The sequence below is a fragment of the Methylobacterium sp. J-072 genome (genome assembly GCF_022829425.1).
GTDB lineage: Bacteria > Pseudomonadota > Alphaproteobacteria > Rhizobiales > Beijerinckiaceae > Methylobacterium.
This window is the reverse complement of sequence record NZ_JAKSYK010000147.1, coordinates 51,213-73,120: the sequence shown is the minus strand read 5'-3', so window position 1 is coordinate 73,120 and position 21,908 is coordinate 51,213. Positions and strand designations below refer to the sequence as shown.

The window sequence follows — 21,908 nt, the reverse complement described above, 5'->3', positions numbered from 1 at the left end:
ATGCCCAACGTCCTCGTCATCGACAACTACGATTCCTTCACCTGGAATCTCGTCCACCTGATCGGCCCGCTCTGCGGCGCCATCGAGGTTGCCCGCAACGATGCGCTGACGGTGGCTGACATCCGCGCCAAGGCGCCGGACGCGATCGTGCTCTCGCCCGGCCCCTGCACGCCGAACGAGGCCGGCATCTGCCTCGACGTGGTGCGCGAACTCTCGGAAGACATCCCGATCTTCGGGGTCTGCCTCGGCTTGCAGGCGATCGGGCAGGCGTTCGGCGGCGACGTGATCCGGGCACCACTGCCGCTCCACGGCAAGGTCTCGACCATCCGGCACGGCGCCAGCGGGTTGTTCCGCGGGCTCAACGATAGCTTCGAGGCGACGCGCTACCATTCGCTGATCATCGACCGCGCCAGCTGCCCGGAGACCCTGCGGGTCACCGCCGAAGCCGACGGCCTGATCATGGGCGTGGAGCATGCCGAGCGGCCCCTGCATGGGGTGCAGTTCCACCCCGAGAGCATCCGGTCGCAGCACGGTACGGCGATCGTGAAGAATTTTCTGGATCTCGCCGCCGCCTGGAACGCGGCGCGTGACAGAGGCGGCCCCGACGTGCATTGACGCCGGACGGCCGGGGCGGCCTTCCGACAGAGCGCATGGACAGCTTCAGACCCCATCTCGCCAAGGTCGCCGGGGGCCTGGCCCTCGACCGCGCCGAGGCGCGCGCGGCCTTCGACGACCTGTTGTCGGGCGAGGTCACCTCCGTCCAGGCCGGCGCATTCCTGGCCGCCCTTAAGGTTCGCGGCGAGACCGTCGAAGAGATCGTCGGCGCGGCCGAGGCGATGCGCTCCCGCATGACCCGGATCGCGGCGCCGGACAACGCCGTCGACGTGGTCGGCACCGGCGGCGATCATTCCGGCAGCGTCAACGTCTCGACGCTCGCCGCCATCCTGGTCGCCGCCTGCGGCGTGCCGGTGGCCAAGCACGGCAACCGCGCCGCGACCTCGCGCTCCGGCGCCGCCGACGTGCTGGCGGCTCTGGGCGTGAAGCTGGGGCTCGATGCCGAGGGGCAGGCGCGATGCCTCGCCGAGGCCAATATATGCTTCCTGTTCGCACAGGCCCATCACGGCGCCATGCGCCATGTCGCTGCGGTGCGCTCTGAGTTGCCGGTGCGGACGATCTTCAACCTGCTGGGTCCGCTCTGTAATCCGGCGGGCGTCGCCTACCAGCTGTTCGGCGTCGCCCAGGAGGCGCTGGCCGAGCCGCTGACGAAAGTGCTGGCGGAACTCGGCAGCCGCCGGGTCTGGACCGTCCACGGCTCCGACGGGCTGGATGAGATCACCGTCACCGGGCCGACCCGCGTGGTCGCTCTCGAGGACGGCCGTTTGTCCCGCTTCACCATCGATCCGCAGGAACTCGGCCTGACGCTGCGCGCGCCGGAAGACCTGCGCGGCGGCGATCCCGCCGACAATGCCCGGGCGCTCGAAGCCGTCCTGGCGGGCGCACGCAACGCCTACCGGGACATCGCCGTTCTCAATGCAGGCGCGGCCCTCGTCGTCGCGGGGGCGTCGTCGACCCTGGCGGAGGGGCTCGCACGGGCGCAGGATGCCGTCGATTCCGGGGCGGCGCGTGACACCCTCGCCCGTCTGGTCCGGGCCTCGAACGATCGCTCGAACGGGCAGGAGTGCCGATGAGCACGCTCACGCAGGATCCGGTGCCCCAAGCGGGTGCCGCCGAGCCGCCGCACGAGCGGCCCAACGTGCTGGCGCGGATCGAGGCTTATAAGCGCCGCGAGATCGCCGAGGCGAAGCTTCGGGTGCCGCTGGCCAAGCTCGAGCGCCGCGCCGCCCAGGCCGAGGCGGTGCGCGGCTTCGCGGCGGCGATCCGGACCCATCTCGCCGCCGGGCGCCCGGCCCTGATCGCCGAGGTGAAGAAGGCTTCGCCGTCGAAGGGCCTGATCCGGGAAGATTTCGCGCCGGCCATGCTGGCTGCCGCCTACGAGGCGGGCGGCGCCACCTGCCTGTCGGTTCTCACCGACGAGCCGTCGTTCCAGGGGCGCCCGGAATACCTCACCGAGGCGCGGGCGGCCTGCGGGCTGCCGGTCTTGCGCAAGGACTTCTTGTTCGAGCCCTACCAAGTCTACGAGGCGCGGGCCTGGGGCGCCGATTGCATCCTCGTCATCATGGCCTGTCTCGACGACGACGAGGCCGAGGCCCTGGTCGCCACCGCGCACGAGCTCGGCATGGACGTGCTGGTCGAGGTGCATGATGAGGCCGAGCTGGCGCGGGCGCTGCCGCTGGGCACGGCCCTGATCGGGATCAACAACCGCAACCTCAAGACCTTCGAGGTCTCGTTTGACACCGCGATCCGTCTCGGCCCCGGCATCCCGAAGGACCGGATCGCCGTGGCCGAGAGCGGAATCGGCGGTCATGCCGATGTCGAGCGGCTCCGGCAGCACGGCCTCGGCGTGGTGCTGGTCGGCGAGAGCCTGATGCGCCAGGCGGACGTGACCGAGGCGACTCGGGCGCTGCTGTTCGGCGAGGCCGGCAAGGCCAAGAAGAAGGGCTGAGCATGGAGCCCGGTTCGACGCTCACCCATCTCGACACGAGCGGCGCGGCCAACATGGTCGACGTCACCGACAAGCCCGCCACCGACCGGACCGCCCGGGCCGAGGGCAGCGTGGTGATGCGGCCCGAGACCCTGGCGCTGATCCGCGAGGGCGACGCCAAGAAGGGCGACGTGATCGGCACCGCCCGGCTCGCCGGGATCATGGCGGCCAAGCGCACCCACGAGCTGATCCCGCTCTGCCACCCGCTGCTGCTCTCGAAGGTGCGGGTGGAGTGCGAGTTGGACGCGGCGCTGCCGGGCCTGCGCATCGCCGCCGAGGTGCGGGTCCAGGGGCCGACCGGCGTCGAGATGGAGGCGCTGACCGCAGTCTCGGTGGCGTGCCTGACGGTCTACGACATGGTGAAGGCGGTGGATCGCGGCATGCGGATCGAGGGCATCCGGCTCGTCGCCAAAGATGGCGGCCGCTCCGGCGCCTACCGGGCGCCCGAGGCATGAGCGGCCTGATCCCGGTCGCCGAGGCGCTGGCGCGAGTCCTGGCGAGCGTGCCCGGGCCGGTCGAGGCCGAAACCGTTCCCCTGGCTCAAGCCGCCGGTCGGACGCTCGCCGTCGATGTCGCTGCCGCCCGCACGCAGCCGCCGTTTCCGGCCTCCGCCATGGATGGCTACGCGGTCCGCTTCGCCGACGCGTCTGCTGTCGGCGCGCGCCTGCGGCTGATCGGGACCAGCGCGGCCGGGCACGGCTTCTCCGGCCGCATCGGCCCCGGCGAGGCGGTGCGGATCTTCACCGGCGCGCCGGTGCCGGAGGGCGCCGATGCGATCCTGATCCAGGAGGACGCGGAAGCCGAGGGCGAGACCGTCCGGGTTATGGAGGGAGTCGAAAAAAACCGCTTCATCCGCCGGGCCGGGCTCGACTTCACCGCCGGTGAGACCCTGCTGGTTGCGGGCATGACTCTCGACGCGCGCCGCCTGGCGCTGGCGGCGGCGGCCGGGCATCCGCGCCTGTCGGTCCGGCGCTGGCCGCGCGTGGCGATCCTCGCCACCGGTGACGAGCTGGTCGAGCCCGGCGCTGCGCCGGCCTGGGACCAGATCGTCGCCTCGAACAGCCTGGCGCTGGCTGCGCTCTCCGCCGAGGCGGGCGCCGAGATCATCGATCTCGGCATCGCCGCGGACGATCACGGCGCTTTGGAAGACGCCTTCCGCCGCGCCCGCGAGGCCCGGGCCGACCTGCTGGTGACGCTGGGCGGCGCCTCGGTCGGCGACCACGACCTCGTGCAGGCGGCGCTCGCCAAGGAGGGGCTGGAACTCGGCTTCTGGCGGGTGGCGCTCCGGCCGGGCAAGCCGCTGATGCAGGGGCGCCTCGGCGCCATGCAGGTGATCGGCCTGCCGGGGAATCCGGTCTCGTCGATCGTTTGCGGGCTGCTGTTCGTGGTGCCGGCGATCCGGGCGCTCCAGGGCGATCCCCAGGCCGGCGCAGACCGGAGCGAACCGGCCACCCTCGGCCGCGACCTGCCGGCCAATGACGGCCGTGCCGACTACATGCGCGCGAGCCTCGCGATCGAGCCCGGTCGGCTGCCGGTGGCGTCGCCCGAGCAGCGCCAGGATTCCTCGATGCTTGCGGTGCTCGGACGCGCGGAAGCGCTGCTGATCCGAGCGCCGCACGAGCCGGCCGCCAAGGCGGGCGACCTGTGCCGGATCATCCGCCTGGACCGCCGGCTGCTCTGACGGCTCACCGCACCACGCGCCAGACCTTCAGGGGGCCGGGCAGCGCCACGGGCTCCAGCCGGTTGGATTGAACCGCGCCGCGGGCGAGCCGGGTCGCGAAAGCCGGCTCGGCCTGGAGGTCGTCGGCGGGCCGGGACGGGCAGGCCACCAGGTGGCGGACCCGGAAGGCATCGAGTATCCGGTCGAGATCCGCTTGCGTTCCGCCCAGGCCCTCGATCGCCGCGGTGAGCCCCGGGATCGCCCGGTGATAGGGCGCGGCCACGATCGTGTGCGGTGTGCGCAGCAGGATCGACGGCCCCAAAAAGATCGGCGCCAGCACGGTGCCGGCCGGAAGCGCCGCCAGGGGCCGCACGGCGGCGTCGCCCTGGCAGGCGAGGGCGCTGGCCGGATCGGGGGCCGTCCGCGAGGCCGGGGCGAGCCATTCGCCCAGCCCCGCCGGTGCCAGCCAGAGCGTGCTGATCAGGCAGCCGCCGAGGGCGAGCGCGCCCCAGCGGCGAAGGCCGGTTCCGGGTGCGGCGGCGAACGTCAAGACGCGGTCGATTACCGGTCCAGCAACCAGCGGCACGAAGCCGGAGGCGATGTAGAGCCCGCGGAACTGGAAGATGCCGAGGATCAGACCGGGCCATAGGAACAGCGCCGCCACCGACCAGGCCCGTCGCTGCGTGCCGCGCCAAGCCATCCTGGTTGCAGCCAGCGTTGCGAGCAGGACCACCGGATAGAAGACCAGCATCTCCCAGCGCCCCTGGGTGATGGATTTCGGCAACGAGGCCATCTCGTTGACGGTGAGCAGCCAATGCTCCCGGACCAGGGCCGGCATGCCGGGGAACGGCCCGTCCAGGCAGACCGGGAAGGCTAGGGCGAAGCCGCCAATCAGGAGGGCGCCGCAGAGGGCCGCCAGGGCGATGCGTGATCCGGGCGTACCAAGACGGCGCCCGAGCGCAGCCGCCGCCAATGCGAAGCCGAGGCCGCCGGCGGCCAGCCACAGCCAGGGCGGCGAGAGGGCGTCACAATGCGTCGCGGTCCACAGGGCGGGGGCCGTCTGCGCGGCGAACAGGAGCGGCGCGCCGAGCCCGAGGCCCAGCCCGAATCCGGCGAGGCAGGGGAGGGCGGGGCGACCGCGCCAGCACCAGTCGCCGGCGAGGTAGAGGGCGGCGAGCGCCAGATAGGGCAGCCCTTCGAGGCCCACCGCGAGTGACAGCGCCGCCAGTCCACCGCCGATGAGGCCGGCGCGAAAGCCGCCGCTGATCAGGCAGAGGGCGAGGCCCAGCATCGCCAGGATCTGAACGTTGTGGTGGTCGACCCGGCCCGGCTGGAACTGGATGGCGATCCCAAAGGTCTGCGTCGCCGCGAGGAGCGCGAGAAGGGCCGCCCGGTCTCCGAAACTCTGCCGCACACCGCGATAGAGCAGGGCGCAGAACAGGCCGAACAGGAGCATAGGCCAGAAGGCGGCAATCAGCCCCTCGGCGAGCGTCCGGCCGGCCAGCGGCGTCAATGCCCAGATCAGCCCCGCGATCGGCGCGTCCACGAGGCGTGACCAGTGGCTCGCCACGCCCTCGGGCGCGAGGAAGCGATACTGGACATTGTCGTACCAGCCCTGGCCGGCCAGGAGGTCGCGCACCTCGACCAGCCGCATGGCGTCGTCGGTATCGGGCACGCGCAGGTGCCGGATCGTGTCCCAGATGTCCTGCGGCGTGTTCATCGTCGCGAGCGACAGGGCGACGAGCAGCCACAGGAAGGCGCGGGTGTCGATCCGTGCCGGCGAGGCGGCGGCCGCGGGCGGCATCGTTACGGGTTCCCGGACGCGCCCCGATCCGGCGCGGGTTGAAAGGTGCGCGCACCGGCTTAATGGCCGGTCAATCGACCGTAAGGCGGTTCCTTAACCATCCGACCGCAATCTCCGCGCGAGCCGGTCGGGATCCGGCCGCGACGGCAGCCGGAGCAGGGGATGAGCCACCACACCGAGACGCTGGTGATCGGCGCGGGGCCGGCCGGTCTCACGGCCGCTTACCTGCTGTCGAAGCAGGGGCGGTCGGTCACTGTTCTGGAGCGGGATCCGGCGCAGGTCGGCGGGATCTCGCGCACCGTCTCGCACAACGGCTACCTGTTCGATATCGGCGGGCACCGGTTCTTCTCGAAATCCAAGGCGGTGGTCGATCTCTGGGACGAGATCCTGCCGAACGATTTCATCGAGCGCCCGCGCCTGTCGCGGATCTACTATCGCGGCAAATACTACGCCTATCCGCTCAAGGCCTTCGAGGCGCTGCGCAATCTGGGTGTCCTCACCAGCGCGGCCTGCGTCGCGTCCTACCTGTATGCCCGCATGAAGCCGGTCCGCGACCCGAAAAACTTCCACGCCTGGGTGCGCAACCAGTTCGGCGAGCGCCTGTTCTCGATCTTCTTCAAGACCTACACCGAGAAGGTGTGGGGCATGTCCTGCGACGCGATCTCGGCGGATTGGGCGGCCCAGCGCATCAAGGGTCTCGATCTCGGCTCGGCGATCCGCGACGGTCTCAAGCGTTCGCTCGGCCTGCGTAAGACGCCGAAGGCCGGCGGCCCGGTGATCAAGACGCTGATCGAGTCGTTCCGCTATCCCCGCCGCGGCCCCGGCATGATGTGGGAGGCGGCCGCCGCCAAGATCCAGGCGCAGGGCGGGCGCGTGATCCTCGACCGCGGCGTCGATTCCCTCAGCTATGATTCCGGCACCGGCATCTGGACGGTGGCGGCCCGCAGCGCCGACGGCAGCCGTGAGACCTTCACGGCCCGGCACGTGATCTCGTCCGCGCCGGTGCGGGAGTTGGTGGATTCGATCCGCCCGCGCCCGCTCAGCACCTTCAACGCACGGTCCCTCAAGTACCGCGACTTCCTGACCGTCGCGCTCATCGCAAAATCCCACAAGAATTTTCCGGATAACTGGATCTACATCCACGATCCGTCGGTGCAGGTCGGGCGGGTGCAGAACTTCCGTTCTTGGTCGCCCGAGATGGTGCCGGACGAAGATCACACCTGCCTCGGCCTCGAATATTTCTGCTTCGAGGGCGACGGGCTCTGGACCGCCTCGGACGACGAGCTGGTGGCCTTGGCCAAGCGCGAGATCGGCCAGATCGGCCTGATCGATCCGGCCGACGTGGTCGATGCCTGCGTGGTGCGGCAGCCCAAGGCCTATCCGGTCTACGACGAGGATTATGCCGGCCACGTCGTCACCGTGCGGCGGGAGTTGGAGCGGGATTTCCCGAGCCTGCACCTCGTCGGCCGCAACGGCATGCACAAGTACAACAACCAGGACCACGCGATGATGACTGCGATGCTGACCGTGGAGAACATCCTCTGCGGCCGGCGCCGGCACGATGTCTGGCAGGTCAACGAGGACGCGGAATACACCGAGTCCGGCGTGTCCGGCGCCCAGGCCGCGCTGGGCAGCGAGCGGCTCGTCCCACGCAAGGTCGCCTGACACGCAACAGGTGCCGGCGCGCGTCACCACCGCAACTTGCCGGTTGGCGCGCGTCGTCTATGTCCGATCCGGCAACGCCCGACACCAAGGGCGACGGGGAGGATTTTTCGACGATGCGATCGCTGATCATCGTTGCGCTCTGGGCGGGTGTCGCCATGCCCGCCATCGCCGTGCCGGCCCTCGCGCAGGGTGCGGCGCCGGCCGAGACCAAGGCCAAGGCCGACGACCTGGAGAAGCTCCAGGGCATGCGCAGCACCGACACCCAGGCCGCCCCCGAGATCCCGCAGAGCGGCCGCCGCGCCGACGCGATCCGCAAGACGCTCGGCAAGATCAAGCTCCCCGAGGGTTTCAAGATCGATCTTTACGCCGTGGTGCCGGATGCCCGCGCCATCGCGGTCGGCCCCAATGCCGGCGTGCTGTTCGTCGGCACCCGCAAGACCAAGGTTTACACCGTCACCGACCGCGACAAGGACCGGGTCGCCGACGAAGTCCGCGCCTTTGCGCCGGGCATTACCTTCAAGATCCCTAACGGCGTCTGCTTCTCGAAGGACGGCGTGCTCACCGTGGTCGAGCAGAACCGGATCCTCGCCTTCCCGGCCGCCGAGTTTTTTTATGAGAATCCGGATGTCGCCGCCGGCATTCTCGTGAAGGAGGGCGCGCTCATTCCGGCCGCGGAAGAGAGCTTCAACCACACCGCCCGGGTCTGCCGGGTCGGGGCCGATGGCAAGACCTACATCGCGCTCGGCCAGCCCTACAACGTGCCGCCGGCCGAGAAGATGGACCTGTACCGGAAGGCCGGCATCGGCGGCATCATCCGGATCGATGCCGACGGCAAGAACCGCGAGGTCTACGCGACCGGCATCCGCAACTCGGTGGGCATGGATTTCGCCACCGACAAGTCGCTCTGGTTCACCGACAACCAGGTCGACGGCATGGGCGACGACAAGCCGCCGGGCGAGCTGAACCACGCCACCAAGGCGGGCGAGAATTTCGGGTTCCCCTGGTATGGCGGCGGCGCGATCCGCACCGTCGAGTACAAGGACCAGACCCCGCCCGCCGACGCGGTCGCTCCGGTCGCCGAATTGCCGCCGCACGCGGCTGACCTCGGCATGACCTTCTACAACGGCAAGCAGTTCCCAGCTTCGTACAAGGGCGGGATCTTCATCGCCGAGCACGGCTCCTGGAACCGCACCGAGCCGGTGGGCGCCCGGCTGATGTTCGCCCCCATGGGCGCGGACGGAAAGCTCGGCGCGGTCAAGCCGTTCGCGGAAGGCTGGCTCACCGGCGACGGCGAGTATCTCGGCCGGCCGGTGGACGTGGCGGTGATGCTCGACGGCTCCCTGCTGGTCTCGGACGATGCCGCCGGGGCGATCTACCGGATCTCCTACGAGAAGTAGTCTTTTTGGGATTTGGGGCGCCTCTCTCCGTGCGAGGCGCCACCATCCTGAAGTGGCGCAACGGACCCCCTCTCCCGTGCGGGAGAGGGTTGGGGTGAGGGACCCGGTCTTTCCGGAGAGGTCGCACCCCTCACCCTGTCCCTCTCCCGGACGGGAGAGGGGATCTGCGCCGTCTACTGATCGTTCGCGAAAACGTCACCCGTGTCTCATCCCGAGCCCATCCGATGATACGCCCGCTTCTCTTTCTCGCCGCTGTGCTCGTCCCGCTCTCGGCCCAAGCCGGCGACGCGGCCCTCGGACGCAAGAAGGCCACCGCCTGCCAGACCTGCCACGGGATGGACGGGCTCTCGAAGCTGCCGGAGGCGCCGAACCTCGCCGGCCAAGTCGAGCCCTACCTGGTGAAAGCGCTCAGCGAGTACCGCGACGGCAAGCGGCAGAACGAGATCATGAACGTGGTCGCCAAGGAGCTGTCGGATGCCGATATCGCGAACCTGGCGGCGTATTATGCGGGCATCCAGATCGACGTGCTTCCGCCGGGCTAAAGGCTTTTCCAGCGCCCCATACCGTCATTGCGAGCGGAGCGAAGCAACCCAGGGAAACGCTACGTCCTTAGATCGCGCGCTGCCCTGGGTTGCTTCGCTCCGCTCGCAATGACGGGAAAGGCTCGTTTCAGCTCCAGAACCGGGCATCATGTCCGAACGCGGAGACGAGACCCCCCGCCTGCTCACCTCCCCGCAAGTGAGGGAGGCGAGCATGCATCTCGAATGCAGCGCCTCAATCGTCCATCTTCAACGCGGCGATGAACGCCTCCTGCGGGATCTCCACGCGCCCGAATTGGCGCATCTTCTTCTTGCCTTCCTTCTGCTTGTCCAACAGCTTGCGCTTGCGCGAGATGTCGCCGCCGTAGCACTTGGCGGTGACGTCCTTGGACAGGGCCTTGATCGTCTCGCGGGCGATGATCTTGCCGCCGATCGCCGCCTGGACCGGGATCTGGAACAGGTGGCGGGGGATCAGGTCCTTCAGCTTCTCGCACATGGCCCGGCCGCGCGATTCGGCGCGGGTGCGGTGGACCAGCATCGACAGGGCGTCCACCGGCTCGGCGTTGACGAGCAGCGACATCTTCACGAGGTCGCCCTCGCGGTAGTCGGAGACGTGGTAGTCGAACGAGGCGTAGCCCTTCGAGATCGATTTCAGCCGGTCGTAGAAATCGAACACGACCTCGTTCAGCGGCAGGTCGTAGACCACCATGGCGCGCTTGCCGACGTAGTTGAGGTCGATCTGGACGCCGCGACGGTCCTGGCAGAGCTTGAGCACGCCGCCGAGATACTCGTCGGGGGTCAGGATCGTGGCGCGGATCCAGGGCTCCTCGATCAGCTCGATCTTCATCACGTCCGGCATGTCGGCCGGGTTGTGCAGCTCCTTGAGCGTGCCGTCGCGCATCTTCAGCCGGTAGACCACCGAGGGCGCGGTGGAGATCAGGTCGAGGTTGAACTCGCGCTCCAGCCGCTCCTGGATGATCTCCAGGTGGAGGAGGCCCAGGAAGCCGCAGCGGAAGCCGAAGCCCAGCGCGGCCGAGCTCTCCATCTCGTAGGAGAACGAGGCGTCGTTGAGCCGGAGACGGCCCATGGCCGCGCGCAGGTTCTCGAACTCGGCCGCGTCCACCGGGAACAGGCCGCAGAACACGACCGCCTGGACCTCTTTGAAGCCCGGCAGCATCGAGGTGGTCTGGCGCTTGTCCTCGGTGATGGTGTCGCCGACGCGGGTGTCGGCGACCTCCTTGATCGAGCCGGTGAAGAAGCCGACCTCGCCGGGGCCGAGTTCGCCGATCTCAGCCATCTTCGGGCGGAACACGCCGATGCGGTCGACCCCGTGGACCGCATCGGCGCCCATCATCCGGATGGTCATGCCCTTCTTGAGCACGCCGTCGATGATGCGCACCAGCACGACGACGCCGAGATAGGCGTCGTACCAGCTGTCCACCAGCAGGGCCTTGAGCGGCGCGGTCCGGTCGCCCTTGGGCGGCGGCAGGCGGGTGACGATCGCCTCGAGCACCGCCTCGATGTTGAGCCCGGTCTTGGCCGAGATCGGCACGGCGTTGGAGGCGTCGAGGCCGATCACCTCCTCGATCTGCTCCTTCACGCGCTCGGGCTCGGCAGCCGGCAGGTCGACCTTGTTGAGGACCGGGACGATCTCGTGGTTGGCGTCGAGCGCCTGGTAGACGTTGGCCAGCGTCTGCGCCTCGACCCCCTGGGAGGCGTCCACCACCAGAAGGGAGCCCTCGCAGGCGGCCAGCGACCGCGACACCTCATAGGCGAAGTCCACGTGGCCGGGCGTGTCCATCAGGTTGAGGATGTAGTCCTTGCCATCCTCGGCCCGGTATTCCAGGCGCACCGTCTGCGCCTTGATGGTGATGCCGCGCTCCTTCTCGATATCCATCGAGTCGAGCATCTGCTCGCTCATGTCGCGCAAGGCCACGGTGCCGGTGGCCTGGATCAGCCGGTCCGCCAGGGTCGACTTGCCGTGGTCGATATGCGCGACGATCGAGAAGTTGCGGATGTTGTCGATCGGGGTTGTCATCGGCATTCCGTTCGGGCGCGCGACGGCGCGCACCGTCTGACGTCAGGGCGTGTTCGGTAGGATCGGCTCACGCGCGAGATAGCAGCGCCGCGGGAACGCGCCAAGCGCGCCGGCAACCGCCCTGCGGTCGAGCCGGAACAAACGACAAGACGGGAGCCGGAACGATCCGGCCCCCGCCTGTCGGCAACGTCCCGCCGGTTCCGGCGGATTTCCGATGCGATCAGCGACCGCGGTCGCGGATCAGGCGCTCGATCTCGGCCTCGCCGTGGGTCCGGGCCTTCGACTCGGTCGGGTGCTTCCGGTCCGAGCGCTGGTGCAGCTTGCCGTGCTTGCGGATGCTCCACTGGAACATCGAGCCGCTCTCGCCGACCGGCTGCACATCGAGGCTGAAAGGATAGGTGTCTGTCTGTGTGTCGCTCATCGCGCGGATATGGTGCACCGGGCGATGCTTCGCCATGCCTGAGCGCGATCTCCCGCGTTACGTTTCTGCCGTACCGCCAGCCCCGCGCACCTGCGCGGCCATGGCGACCAAGCTCTTGCGCAGGGCGCCCATATCGGTGACCCGCCCCGGATAGACGACCCGCGCCGTCCGTTCGCCGGCCATCAGGTCCAGGCCCTCCGGGTCGAGCCCGGTCAGGCGCCAGGGCAGACCAGCCTCCGCACCGGCCGCGGCAGCGTAGAGCGCCAGGGCATCGGCATGGTCGGCGTTCATGTGCTCGACCGCCCCGCGCTCGCCCGCCGCAAAGGCGTCCGCCCCGGTCAGGTCGAGGAGCAGTTCTTCGCGGGTCAGCGTCGCCGCCTTCGCGAAACCGCCATTGAGGTGGCCGGCCCTCGGGGCCAACGTGAAGAACCCGAAGTCCGGAAAGTCGGCGTAGAGCTTCGCCTTCGGATGGCGCGCCAGGAACCGCTCCCGCGCCCGGGCCTCGTTCGTCTGGACGGCCTCGCCGACCACGGTCAGCCGCGGATGCGCCAGCGGATCGCCCTTGCCGCCCTGCGAGAACAGCAGCGAGCAGCGCGGATCGGCCAGCAGGTTTCGGGTATGCGCCGAGAGCCGCGACAGCAGCATCAGCGGCGTGCCGTCCTGGTCGGTGGCGATGGTGACCAGCGAGGCGAACGGCGTTCCATCCTGATCGAGGGTCGCCAGCGCGCCGGAGCGGATGCTCCGCAGCAGCATCCGGGACAGCCCGATGGCGTCGAAGGGCGCGTCCGCGGCGGGAAGCGGGCGGGCCGGCTCGCGCTGTTCCGACGCACCTGTGCTCACGTCCGCCATCGAATCCCTCCCGTTTCGAACCGCCGCCACAATCGCGCGCCATGGTAGCGATGCCGTAGCCGGCGCACGAGCGCCGCGGCCCGCGTCAGATCGGCCTTTACGGCCAAGCTATGACCGCCGCTCGCTTTTTCCGATCGACCGTACTAAAGCACCTGTCCCGTTGCGCGAACCGGGCGGCGCCGACACCGGCCTGGTTCGCACGTCCGCCTGCCCCTCGGGGGCCGGGGTGAAGCGCGGCCCGCGCGAACAGCCGGGACCGCGCTTGAGCCCGTTCATTCAGGGATCGCGCATGCCAACCATCGCCCTCGTCGACGACGACCGGAACATTCTCACCTCCGTGTCGATCGCGCTTGAGACCGAAGGCTACCGCATCCAGACCTACACCGACGGCGCCTCCGCCCTCGACGGTCTGCGGCACTCCCCGCCGGACCTCGCGATCTTCGACATCAAGATGCCGCGCATGGACGGGATGGAGCTTCTCCGACGCCTGCGGCAGAAATCGGACCTTCCGGTGATCTTTCTGACCTCGAAGGATGAGGAGATCGACGAATTGTTCGGTCTCAAGATGGGCGCGGACGACTTCATCCATAAGCCGTTCTCGCAGCGCCTGCTGGTCGAGCGGGTCAAGGCGGTGCTGCGGCGCTTCGCCAAGGAGCCGGCCGGGTCCACCCCGAGGGGCGAGGCCGAGGTTGCGGCCCGGTCGCTGGAGCGCGGCTCGCTGATGATGGATCCCGAGCGCCACACCTGTACCTGGAAGGGCGAGCCGGTGACCCTCACCGTCACGGAGTTCCTGATCCTCCAGGCGCTCGCCCATCGTCCCGGCGTCGTGAAGAGCCGCAACGCCCTGATGGATGCAGCCTATGACGACCAGGTCTATGTCGACGACCGCACCATCGACAGCCACATCAAGCGCCTGCGCAAGAAGTTCAAGGTGACCGACCAGAGCTTCGACATGATCGAGACGCTCTACGGCGTCGGCTACCGGTTCAAGGAGGCGTGATCCAAGGATCCGCTCCGTGACCGGCTGTACCCCCGCCCAAACCGAGGACGTGCAACCGCGCGCCTCGTTCACTCAGCTCCTCTCCCGACCGCTGACCTGGCCGCGCGCCCTCTGGGACGCGATCGGCCAGCGCGCGTCGTCGAGCCTGACGCGCCGCATCGTCGTGCTCAACCTCGTCGGGTTGATCGCGCTGCTCGTCGGCTTCCTCTACCTGAACCAGTTCCGGCAGGGCCTGATCCAGGCCCGGATCCAGAGCCTGGCGATCCAGGGCGAGATCATCGCGGGCGCCATCGCGGCCTCCGCCTCGGTCGATACCGACACGATCCAGATCGACCCCGACAAGCTGCTCCAGCAACAAGCGGGAGAGTCCGCGGAAGAGGAATCGCAGCCGCTCGCCTTCTCGCTCAACCCCGAGAAGGTGGCGCCGCTGCTGTCGCGCCTGGTGACGCCCACCGGCAACCGCGCTCGGGTCTACGACCAGGAAGGCGGGTTGCTGTTCGATACCAGGACCCTGTTCAAGCGGGGTGACGCCGGCCGCGGCGATCCGATCGCCGCCAAGCCGCACAAGGCCGGCATGCTCGAATCCGCCTTCCAGGCGGTCCAGGCGAAGCTGAGCGGGTTGTTCGGCAGCCGCACCACGCAGCTCGAAGAGACCGGCCCAGTGAACGGCCATTCGCTGCGCGAGGTCCAGGCCGCGCTCAGCGGCAATCGCGGCAGCCTGGTCCGCCGCAACGCGCTGGGCGAGACCACCGTGTCGGTGGCCGTGCCGATCCATCGGGCCGGCTCGGTGCGCGGCGCACTGCTGATCTCGACGCAGGGCGACGCCATCGACCGGGTGATCGCCTCCGAGCGCTTCGGCCTGCTTCAGGTGTTTCTGGTGGCGTCTGCCGTGATGGTGGTGCTGTCGGCGCTGCTGGCGGGTGCCATCGCCGGCCCGGTCCGGCGCCTCGCCGAGGCCGCGGAAAAGGTGCGGATGGGGATCAAGACCCGGGAAGAGATCCCGGATTTCACCCAACGCACCGATGAGATCGGACACCTCTCCGGAGCGCTGCGGGACATGACCCAGGCGCTCTACCGGCGCATCGACGCCATCGAGAGTTTTGCCGCGGATGTCAGCCACGAGCTGAAGAACCCGCTGACCTCGCTGCGCAGCGCGGTCGAAACGCTGCCGCTGGCGAAGTCCGATGATTCGCGCGGCCGGCTGATGGCGATCATCCAGCACGACGTGAAACGTCTCGACCGGCTGATCAGCGACATCGCCGATGCCTCGCGGCTCGACGCGGAACTGGCCCGGGCCGAGGCGCGCCGGGTCGATCTCAAGAAGCTGCTCACCACGGTCGTTTCGGTGGCGAACGAGCGGCGGCGTCCCAAGGATTGCCTGATCCAGCTCGATGTCGAGCCGATCCCGGACCAGGATGCGCCGTTCACGGTCATCGGCCATGACAGCCGGCTGGGGCAGGTGGTTAACAACCTCCTCGACAATGCCCGCTCGTTCTCGCCGACCGACGCCAAGGTGCGGGTCGCCCTGCGCCGGGTCCGCGGCGAGGTCGAGCTGGTCTGCGAGGACGAGGGGCCGGGCATCCCGGAGCACGCCCTGGAACGGATTTTCGAGCGCTTCTATACCGACCGGCCGGAGCAGGGTTTTGGCCAGAATTCGGGGCTCGGCCTTTCGATTTCCCGCCAGATCGTCCAGGCCCATCGCGGCATGATCCGCGCCGAGAACCGCCCGGGCGCGCCCGACGAGGACGGCGAACCCACGGTGCGCGGCGCTCGCTTTACCGTCCGTCTGCCCGCCGCGCCGCGGCAGCTTCACGCCTGATGCCGAGCCTTCATGCCGCCTGCGTCGCCCTAGGCGAGTCCGGCGTCCTGATTCGCGGGCCCTCGGGCTCGGGTAAGTCCAGCCTGGCGCTGCTTCTCGCCGCCGAGAGCGACGGGGCCTTCGTCGCGGACGACCGGGTCATCTGCGAGCGCCGCGCCGGCGCGCTGGTGGCCCGGCCGCACGACGCCCTTGTCGGGCAGGTCGAGATCCGCGGACAAGGTATTCTGCCGGTTCAAGAACTCGGCCTCGCGATCCGCCCCGAGGCGATCGTGCGCCTCGCGATCGATCTGGTCGCAGAATCACGCCGGCTGCCCGAGCCGCCGGCGGACGCCGAAATATTGGACCTTCGAATACCCCGCCTGGTCCTTGACCGCGGCGTACGAAATGCCGGACTGGCACCGCTGCTGATTCGTGCGGCACTGCGGAAGCAGAGGCCGTGACTTCGCAGCCGCACAGGTCGTTGATTCGCGTCGTGGTGGTGAGACCCCATGGCGCCCAAGGAGCGCGCATGGCATGATCGCGGCAATGTCCGAGCAAAAACGTCGCGATCGCCTTGTTGGGACCTGTGCATTGCACAACATGGCGGCAGACAGAGGACGTTGGAACACGTGTCGATGATTGGCATGGTGCTCGTCACTCACGGGCTATTGGCGACCGAATTCAAGGCCGCCCTGGAGCACGTGGTCGGCCCGCAGGATCAGATCGAGACGATCACGATCGGGCCGGAAGACGATATGGAATTGCGACGGCGGGACATCATGTCCGCGGTCTGTCGCGTGAACACCGGTGACGGTGTGGTGGTGCTCACCGACATGTTCGGCGGCACGCCCTCGAACCTTGCCCTTTCCTGTATGAACGGTGGCTCGGTTGAGGTGGTGGCGGGCATCAACCTGCCGATGCTGATCAAGCTGGCGAGCGTTCGCGACGAGGAGAATCTCGGCGACGCCGTCCTCCACGCCCAGGAAGCCGGCCGCAAGTACATCAACGTCGCCTCGCGCGTTCTGGCCGGCAAATAAAATCTCTCAGCCTTCGATGAGCGCGGCCTCCGGGACAGGCCGGCGCGACGTGGCGGTGATACCCACGGATGCGGCGATCACCAGGCCGATCGCGAGCCACTGAACGGCGCCGAGCCGCTCGCCGAGCAGGGCGAAGCCCGCGCAGGCCGCAACCGCAGGCTCCAGGCTCATCAGCACGCCGAAACTCTTGCGGTCGAGGCGCCGCAACGCGAACATCTCCAGCGAGTAGGGCAGGGCGCTCGACATCAGCGCTACGGTCAGCCCAGCAACCAGGATCCCGGGCGCCAGCAGGTCCGGGCCGGCCTCGGCGAAGCCGAACGGCGCCACCACCAGGGCAGCCATCAGCATGCCCAACGACACGGCTTGGCCGCCGTCGATTCGGCCGGCCCGCTGCCCGAACAGGATGTAGAGTGCCCAGGCCAGGGCTGCCCCGAGGGCGAGGGCAACGCCGAGCGGGTCGAGTGCATTGGTCGACGCGACCGGCAGGAGTAGCCCGAGGCCCACCACCGCCACGCCGATCCAGAGGAAATCCGCTCGGCGGCGCGACGCGATCAGCGCGATGGAGAGTGGCCCGGCGAACTCGATCGCAACCGCAGGCCCAAGGGGCAGGCGCGCGATCGACAGGTAGAACAGCAAATTCATTAGCCCCAGGGTGACGCCGTAGAGCGCGATCCACCCGGCCTCGCGCCGCGACAGGCTGCGCCGCCACGGCCGCCAGACGGCGATCAGGATCAGCGCCGAGAAGCCCACGCGCAGGGACGAGGTCCCGGCCGCGCCGACGATGGGGAACAGGCTCTTGGCAACGGTCGCGCCGTATTGCAGCGAGATCATGCCGCCAACCAGTGCGACGACCGGGAGAAGTGTGGCGCCGAGGCTCGGCTTGGTGATCGTCACGGACACGGATCTCTCAGAAATGCGGCTCGACCAGACGGTAGCTGGTACTGCGTACCCCCGCCGGACCGCGTGTCAGGAGCCCGCGCGCGCTCAGCTCTTCGATGTCCCGAAGGGCGGTATCGTGCGAGCACTTCGCGATCTGCGCCCATTTCGACGTCGTGAGCTTGCCCTCGAATCCGTCGAGGAGGCGGCCCAGCATCATGCGCTGGCGCGGGTTCACGGGCTGCGCTTCCAGAGCGCGCCAGAACCGCTCCTTGCGCAGGACCGCCGTGAGCATGGTCTCGGCATCGGTGATGGCCGCGTCGAGGATTCCGAGAAACCAAGCCAGCCGCGCCGTGATCTCGAGATCGCCCTTCTGGGTCGCCTCGAGCGTCTCGTAATAGGCGTTCCGCTCGACCCGCAGCCGCGCGGACATGCTGTAGAAGCGCCGCCCCGTCCCTTCGGCCCGGGCCAGCACCATGTCGGCGATGGCGCGACCGATGCGGCCGTTGCCGTCGTCGAACGGATGGATGGTGACGAACCAGATATGCGCAATCGCGGCCTTGAGGACCGGGTCGGCCCGATCGGCCGGGTCCTCGAACCACCTCAGGAATCGGTCCATTTCCGCGGCGATCCGGTCGGCAGGCGGTGCCTGGAAGTGCACCCGCTCGCGCTCCCAGGGGCCGGAGACGATGCGCATCGGTCCGAGCGCATCGGTCCGCCACGCTCCGATGGTGATCGGCTGACGCCCGATATCGCGGTGCGGGAACAGCGCCGTGTGCCAACCGAACAGACGTTCGACGGTCAGCGGTTCGGCGAAACGTTGGGTCGCGTCCAGGACCATCGTGACGATCCCGTCGACCTGCCGCCCGCTCGGAACGAGGCCTGCGGTCTCGATCCCGAGCCGCCGCGCCAGCGATGATCGGACCTCGTTGCGGACCAGGGTCTCACCCTCGATCTCGCTGGTCTTGACCGCGTCTTGGGTGAGGGTGTCGAGGATCGCTTCCTCGCGCAGATTGAAGCCAAGGGCTTCCATGCGGCCCAGCAGCCGGCCTTGCCGGTAGCGAACCGCGCCCAGCGGGGCGAGGAGCGCAGTCTCGTTCCAGCGGAATCGGGGCCAGTCGGGGAGGTCGTAGATATACACCAATCGACGCATATCATGCGTCGATTGTCCGGCCTAATCGACGCATCGGCCTCGGGCGATCAGCGCACGCTCACAGAATGAACCGGCTCAGATCGACGTTGGCCGCGAGATCCTCGACTCGCGCCCGGACATAGGCGGCGTCGATCGGCACAGTCTCGCCGGAGCGGTCGGTGGCGGTGAAGGAAATCTCGTCGATCACCCGTTCCAGCACAGTCTGGAGCCGGCGGGCGCCGATATTTTCCACGGAGGAATTCACCTCGACGGCGACGCGCGCCAGCGCGTCCACGGCGTCATCCGTGAAGGTGAGGGTCACGCCCTCGGTCTGCATCAGCGCGACCGTCTGCTTGAGCAGGCTCGCCTCGGTGGAGGTCAGGATCTGGCGGAAATCGTCCACCGTCAGCGGCTGCAACTCGACCCGGATCGGCAGGCGGCCCTGGAGTTCCGGCAGGAGATCGGACGGCTTCGAGACGTGGAAGGCGCCGGACGCAATGAACAGCACGTGGTCGGTCTTCACCGGGCCGTGCTTGGTCGCCACCGTCGTCCCCTCGATCAGCGGAAGCAGGTCGCGCTGCACGCCCTCGCGGGAGACATCGCCGGAGGAGCGACCCTCACGGGTGCAGATCTTGTCGATCTCGTCGAGGAAGACGATGCCGTTGTTCTCGACCTCCCGGATCGCCTCGCGGATCAGGGCGTCGTCGTCGACCAGCTTGTCGGATTCCTCGGCGAGCAGCGGCGCGTAGGCGTCCCGCACCAGGACCCGGCGCGGCTTGCCGCGCTGGCCGCCCAGGGCCTTGCCGAGCACGTCGCCGATATTGATCGCCCCCATGGAGGCGCCCGGCATGCCGGGGATCTCGAACATCGGCAGGCCGGCGGGCGCACCCGAGGCCAGTTCCAGCTCGACTTCCTTGTCGTCGAGCTCGCTGTCGCGCAGCTTGCGCCGAAAGCTGTCGCGGGTCGCCTGGCTGGCGGTCGGCCCGACCAGGGCGTCGAGGATGCGATTCTCGGCGGCCGCCTCGGCCTTGGCCTTCACGGTCTCGCGCTTGGCCTGCCGGGTCAGGCCGATCGCCACCTCCACGAGGTCGCGGACGATCTGCTCGACGTCGCGGCCGACATAGCCGACCTCGGTAAACTTGGTCGCCTCGATCTTCAGGAACGGGGCGTTGGCGAGCCTCGCGAGACGCCGGGCGATCTCGGTCTTGCCGCAGCCGGTCGGCCCGATCATCAGGATGTTCTTGGGGGCCACTTCCTCGCGGAGCGGGCCGGTCAGCTGCTGGCGCCGCCAGCGGTTGCGGAGCGCGATCGCGACGGCGCGCTTGGCGTCGTGCTGCCCGACGATGAAGCGATCGAGTTCGGACACGATCTCGCGCGGAGAGAACGTCGTCACCGCTGTGCCATCCTGTTTTTCCCGGCCCGAAGAAACCAAGAGCCCAGGCCGGGAATGGGGTCCCGGCGCGCGCGACGCAAGAGGCGAAGCGCGGCCGGCGGTGCGCGTCCTGCCGCCTCAGTGTCCCGCCGGAGCCGGCGCGGCGCCGGCCTTGTCGTGTGTGCCGAAGCGCTCGACCAGGGTCGCGCTCGCGGCGTTCAGGCCGACGACCTCGACGTTCCGCCCGCGGGACCGGGCCTTCAGGACCACGCGGTCGAGGGCGGCCACCGCCGAGATGTCCCAGAAATGGGCGCCGTGCACGTCGATGACCAAGCGATTCACCGGCTCCAGCACGTCGATCGCCTCGGAGAACGTGCCCGCCGAGGCGAAGAACACCTGGCCGGTCACCCGATAGGTCCGGGTCCGGCCATCGGCCGAGCGTTCGGATGTCACCTGGCTGAGCCGCGACACCTTGCCGGCGAAGAACACCCCGGACAGGAGCACCCCGGCCAGGACGCCCATCGCCAGATCCTTGGTGGCGACCACGACCAGGACGGTCGCCAGCATCACCGCCGAGGAGGGCAGCGGGTTGGTGCGCAGTTGCGTCAGTGAGCGCCAGGAGAAGGTGTTGAGCGAGACCATGATCATCACCGCGGTCAGGGCCGCGACCGGGACGACCGCCAGCAGGTCCTGCAACGCCACCAGGAGCAGCAGCAGGAACGCCCCGGCCACCAGCGTGGACAGGCGGCCCCGCGCCCCCGAGGAGACGTTGATCACCGATTGCCCGATCATCGCGCAGCCGCCCATGCCGCCGAACACGGCGGAGGCCATGTTGGCGACGCCCTGGCCCATGCATTCCCGGTTCTTGTCGCTGCCGGTATCGGTCATGTCGTCGATGATCTGCGCGGTGAGCAGGCTTTCCAGCAGGCCGACCGCAGCGAGCGTCGCCGCGTAGGGCAGCAGGATCCGCAGGGTCTCGAAGGTGAGCGGCACGTTCGGCAGGGCGAAGCTCGGCAGCGTCGAGGGCAGGGCGCCCAGATGCGAGACGGTACGCACGTCGAGGTGGAAGATCGCCGTTACCGCGGTCAGCACCGCGATCGCCACGAGAGGCGAGGGCACCGCCCGGGTGATCCGCGGGAAGCCGTAGATGATCGCGAGCCCTAGGGCGATCAGCCCGTAGGTCGCCGGCGTGACCCCCGTGAGCTCGGGCATTTGTGCCAGAAAGATCAGGATCGCCAGGGCGTTGACGAAACCGGTCATCACCGATTGCGACACGAACCGCATCAGCCGGCCGAGCTTGAGCAGGCCGGCCAGGATCTGGATCAGTCCCATCAGGATGGTGGCGGCGAACAGGTATTGAACGCCGTGCTCGCGGACGAGATCGACCATCACCACCGCGGTGGCGGCGGTGGCGGCCGAGATCATGGCCGGGCGCCCGCCCGCGAAGGCGATCGTGCAGGCGATGACCACCGAGGCGTAGAGCCCGACCTTGGGATCGACCCCGGCGATGACCGAGAAGCCGATCGCCTCCGGGATCAGCGCAAGAGCGACGACGATCCCCGACAGGGTGTCGCCGCGGATATTGGACACCCACGACCCGAGAAGGCCGGTGGTTCCGGATGTGTTGCGTGGCATGAAAAAGTCCGCACGAGACGCACGTCCGCACTTGGGGGCGGAGGAAAGTGCGTCTCGGATGCGTGGTCCGGCGGATCGGCGGC

Annotated in this window: 20 protein-coding genes and 1 other annotated feature (1 of these 21 only partly in view); of the genes, 12 read left to right on the top strand and 8 right to left on the bottom strand. The window is 68.9% G+C overall.

Going from position 1 to position 21,908, the window contains the following annotated elements; all coding sequences use genetic code 11:
• The 5 genes from MKK67_RS17045 to glp are packed head-to-tail and all read left to right on the top strand — an operon-like array spanning position 1 to position 4,283.
• Complete coding sequence (locus MKK67_RS17045) at positions 1 to 615, top strand: anthranilate synthase component II (RefSeq protein WP_243966436.1); 615 nt, start codon at positions 1 to 3, stop codon at positions 613 to 615.
• Between the two features lie 35 nt (positions 616 to 650).
• Complete coding sequence (gene trpD, locus MKK67_RS17040; protein ID WP_243966362.1) at positions 651 to 1,688, top strand: anthranilate phosphoribosyltransferase; 1,038 nt, start codon at positions 651 to 653, stop codon at positions 1,686 to 1,688.
• Positions 1,685 to 2,563, top strand: coding sequence for an indole-3-glycerol phosphate synthase TrpC (trpC, locus tag MKK67_RS17035; RefSeq protein ID WP_243966361.1), 879 nt, complete (start codon positions 1,685 to 1,687; stop codon positions 2,561 to 2,563). Before trpD ends, trpC begins: the two co-directional genes overlap by 4 nt.
• Positions 2,564 to 2,565: 2 nt before the next feature.
• On the top strand, positions 2,566 to 3,057 hold the full coding sequence (moaC, locus tag MKK67_RS17030; RefSeq protein ID WP_092043725.1) for a cyclic pyranopterin monophosphate synthase MoaC: 492 nt from the start codon (positions 2,566 to 2,568) through the stop codon (positions 3,055 to 3,057).
• Positions 3,054 to 4,283 carry a gephyrin-like molybdotransferase Glp gene (gene glp, locus MKK67_RS17025; RefSeq protein WP_243966360.1) on the top strand — a complete coding sequence of 410 codons (1,230 nt, stop codon included), beginning with the start codon at positions 3,054 to 3,056 and terminating at the stop codon, positions 4,281 to 4,283. Before moaC ends, glp begins: the two co-directional genes overlap by 4 nt.
• Before the next feature lie 4 nt (positions 4,284 to 4,287).
• On the opposite strand, the gene MKK67_RS17020 is transcribed toward glp, so the two are convergent.
• Positions 4,288 to 6,066 (bottom strand): hypothetical protein, encoded by a 1,779-nt coding sequence (locus MKK67_RS17020; RefSeq protein ID WP_243966359.1) that lies wholly within the window; start codon positions 6,064 to 6,066, stop codon positions 4,288 to 4,290.
• 162 nt (positions 6,067 to 6,228) lie between these two features.
• Between MKK67_RS17020 and MKK67_RS17015 the strand changes: the two genes are divergently transcribed.
• The 3 genes from MKK67_RS17015 (at position 6,229) to MKK67_RS17005 (ending at position 9,670) form a co-directional block, all read left to right on the top strand.
• The gene (locus MKK67_RS17015; RefSeq protein ID WP_243966357.1) at positions 6,229 to 7,731 is read left to right on the top strand and encodes an NAD(P)/FAD-dependent oxidoreductase; all 1,503 of its coding nucleotides are present in this window, start codon (positions 6,229 to 6,231) and stop codon (positions 7,729 to 7,731) included.
• Between the two features lie 113 nt (positions 7,732 to 7,844).
• Complete coding sequence (locus MKK67_RS17010; RefSeq protein ID WP_243966435.1) at positions 7,845 to 9,128, top strand: PQQ-dependent sugar dehydrogenase; 1,284 nt, start codon at positions 7,845 to 7,847, stop codon at positions 9,126 to 9,128.
• Positions 9,129 to 9,352: 224 nt separating this feature from the next.
• Positions 9,353 to 9,670 (top strand): c-type cytochrome, encoded by a 318-nt coding sequence (locus tag MKK67_RS17005; RefSeq protein WP_243966355.1) that lies wholly within the window; start codon positions 9,353 to 9,355, stop codon positions 9,668 to 9,670.
• Positions 9,671 to 9,902: 232 nt separating this feature from the next.
• On the opposite strand, the gene lepA is transcribed toward MKK67_RS17005, so the two are convergent.
• From lepA to MKK67_RS16990, 3 genes are all read right to left on the bottom strand, one after another.
• Positions 9,903 to 11,705 (bottom strand): translation elongation factor 4, encoded by a 1,803-nt coding sequence (gene lepA, locus MKK67_RS17000; RefSeq protein ID WP_243966353.1) that lies wholly within the window; start codon positions 11,703 to 11,705, stop codon positions 9,903 to 9,905.
• 220 nt (positions 11,706 to 11,925) lie between these two features.
• Entirely contained in the window at positions 11,926 to 12,162 is a 237-nt protein-coding gene (locus MKK67_RS16995; protein WP_243966352.1) for a hypothetical protein, read from the bottom strand.
• Between the two features lie 21 nt (positions 12,163 to 12,183).
• Positions 12,184 to 12,975: a HugZ family protein gene (locus tag MKK67_RS16990; RefSeq protein ID WP_243966351.1), complete on the bottom strand. Its 792-nt coding sequence runs from the start codon at positions 12,973 to 12,975 to the stop codon at positions 12,184 to 12,186.
• A gap of 289 nt (positions 12,976 to 13,264) precedes the next feature.
• On the opposite strand from MKK67_RS16990, the gene MKK67_RS16985 reads away from it, so the two are divergent.
• From MKK67_RS16985 to MKK67_RS16970, 4 genes are all read left to right on the top strand, one after another.
• Entirely contained in the window at positions 13,265 to 13,975 is a 711-nt protein-coding gene (locus MKK67_RS16985) for a response regulator transcription factor (protein WP_092043734.1), read from the top strand.
• 16 nt (positions 13,976 to 13,991) lie between these two features.
• Positions 13,992 to 15,794 carry a stimulus-sensing domain-containing protein gene (locus MKK67_RS16980; RefSeq protein ID WP_409568407.1) on the top strand — a complete coding sequence of 601 codons (1,803 nt, stop codon included), beginning with the start codon at positions 13,992 to 13,994 and terminating at the stop codon, positions 15,792 to 15,794.
• Entirely contained in the window at positions 15,794 to 16,234 is a 441-nt protein-coding gene (locus tag MKK67_RS16975; RefSeq protein ID WP_243966350.1) for an HPr kinase/phosphorylase, read from the top strand. Before MKK67_RS16980 ends, MKK67_RS16975 begins: the two co-directional genes overlap by 1 nt.
• A gap of 174 nt (positions 16,235 to 16,408) precedes the next feature.
• The gene (locus MKK67_RS16970) at positions 16,409 to 16,810 is read left to right on the top strand and encodes a PTS sugar transporter subunit IIA (protein ID WP_007561549.1); all 402 of its coding nucleotides are present in this window, start codon (positions 16,409 to 16,411) and stop codon (positions 16,808 to 16,810) included.
• Positions 16,811 to 16,816: 6 nt separating this feature from the next.
• Here MKK67_RS16970 and MKK67_RS16965 read toward each other — a convergent pair whose 3' ends face one another.
• From MKK67_RS16965 to MKK67_RS16950, 4 genes are all read right to left on the bottom strand, one after another.
• Positions 16,817 to 17,641, bottom strand: a complete 825-nt coding sequence (locus MKK67_RS16965) for an EamA family transporter (RefSeq protein WP_243966433.1) — start codon at positions 17,639 to 17,641, stop codon at positions 16,817 to 16,819.
• A 76-nt stretch (positions 17,642 to 17,717) separates the two neighbouring features.
• Entirely contained in the window at positions 17,718 to 18,839 is a 1,122-nt protein-coding gene (locus tag MKK67_RS16960; protein WP_313899026.1) for a Fic family protein, read from the bottom strand.
• A 58-nt stretch (positions 18,840 to 18,897) separates the two neighbouring features.
• The gene (gene hslU, locus MKK67_RS16955; RefSeq protein WP_243966349.1) at positions 18,898 to 20,211 is read right to left on the bottom strand and encodes an ATP-dependent protease ATPase subunit HslU; all 1,314 of its coding nucleotides are present in this window, start codon (positions 20,209 to 20,211) and stop codon (positions 18,898 to 18,900) included.
• Between the two features lie 117 nt (positions 20,212 to 20,328).
• Positions 20,329 to 21,825: a SulP family inorganic anion transporter gene (locus MKK67_RS16950; RefSeq protein ID WP_243966348.1), complete on the bottom strand. Its 1,497-nt coding sequence runs from the start codon at positions 21,823 to 21,825 to the stop codon at positions 20,329 to 20,331.
• A 61-nt stretch (positions 21,826 to 21,886) separates the two neighbouring features.
• Positions 21,887 to 21,908: a sequence feature (sul1 is cis-regulatory element that is thought to sense ions involved in sulfur or methionine metabolism; They are found in Alphaproteobacteria), on the bottom strand (it continues 34 nt past the right edge of the window).

Coding starts and splice junctions, on each gene's coding strand:
- MKK67_RS17045 (WP_243966436.1), top strand. CDS start 1: ATGCCCAACGTCCTCGTCATCGACAACTACGATTCCTTCACCTGGAAT.
- trpD (WP_243966362.1), top strand. CDS start 651: ATGGACAGCTTCAGACCCCATCTCGCCAAGGTCGCCGGGGGCCTGGCC.
- trpC (WP_243966361.1), top strand. CDS start 1,685: ATGAGCACGCTCACGCAGGATCCGGTGCCCCAAGCGGGTGCCGCCGAG.
- moaC (WP_092043725.1), top strand. CDS start 2,566: ATGGAGCCCGGTTCGACGCTCACCCATCTCGACACGAGCGGCGCGGCC.
- glp (WP_243966360.1), top strand. CDS start 3,054: ATGAGCGGCCTGATCCCGGTCGCCGAGGCGCTGGCGCGAGTCCTGGCG.
- MKK67_RS17020 (WP_243966359.1), bottom strand. CDS start 6,066: ATGCCGCCCGCGGCCGCCGCCTCGCCGGCACGGATCGACACCCGCGCC.
- MKK67_RS17015 (WP_243966357.1), top strand. CDS start 6,229: ATGAGCCACCACACCGAGACGCTGGTGATCGGCGCGGGGCCGGCCGGT.
- MKK67_RS17010 (WP_243966435.1), top strand. CDS start 7,845: ATGCGATCGCTGATCATCGTTGCGCTCTGGGCGGGTGTCGCCATGCCC.
- MKK67_RS17005 (WP_243966355.1), top strand. CDS start 9,353: ATGATACGCCCGCTTCTCTTTCTCGCCGCTGTGCTCGTCCCGCTCTCG.
- lepA (WP_243966353.1), bottom strand. CDS start 11,705: ATGACAACCCCGATCGACAACATCCGCAACTTCTCGATCGTCGCGCAT.
- MKK67_RS16995 (WP_243966352.1), bottom strand. CDS start 12,162: ATGGCGAAGCATCGCCCGGTGCACCATATCCGCGCGATGAGCGACACA.
- MKK67_RS16990 (WP_243966351.1), bottom strand. CDS start 12,975: ATGGCGGACGTGAGCACAGGTGCGTCGGAACAGCGCGAGCCGGCCCGC.
- MKK67_RS16985 (WP_092043734.1), top strand. CDS start 13,265: ATGCCAACCATCGCCCTCGTCGACGACGACCGGAACATTCTCACCTCC.
- MKK67_RS16975 (WP_243966350.1), top strand. CDS start 15,794: ATGCCGAGCCTTCATGCCGCCTGCGTCGCCCTAGGCGAGTCCGGCGTC.
- MKK67_RS16970 (WP_007561549.1), top strand. CDS start 16,409: ATGATTGGCATGGTGCTCGTCACTCACGGGCTATTGGCGACCGAATTC.
- MKK67_RS16965 (WP_243966433.1), bottom strand. CDS start 17,641: ATGATCTCGCTGCAATACGGCGCGACCGTTGCCAAGAGCCTGTTCCCC.
- MKK67_RS16960 (WP_313899026.1), bottom strand. CDS start 18,839: ATGCGTCGATTGGTGTATATCTACGACCTCCCCGACTGGCCCCGATTC.
- MKK67_RS16950 (WP_243966348.1), bottom strand. CDS start 21,825: ATGCCACGCAACACATCCGGAACCACCGGCCTTCTCGGGTCGTGGGTG.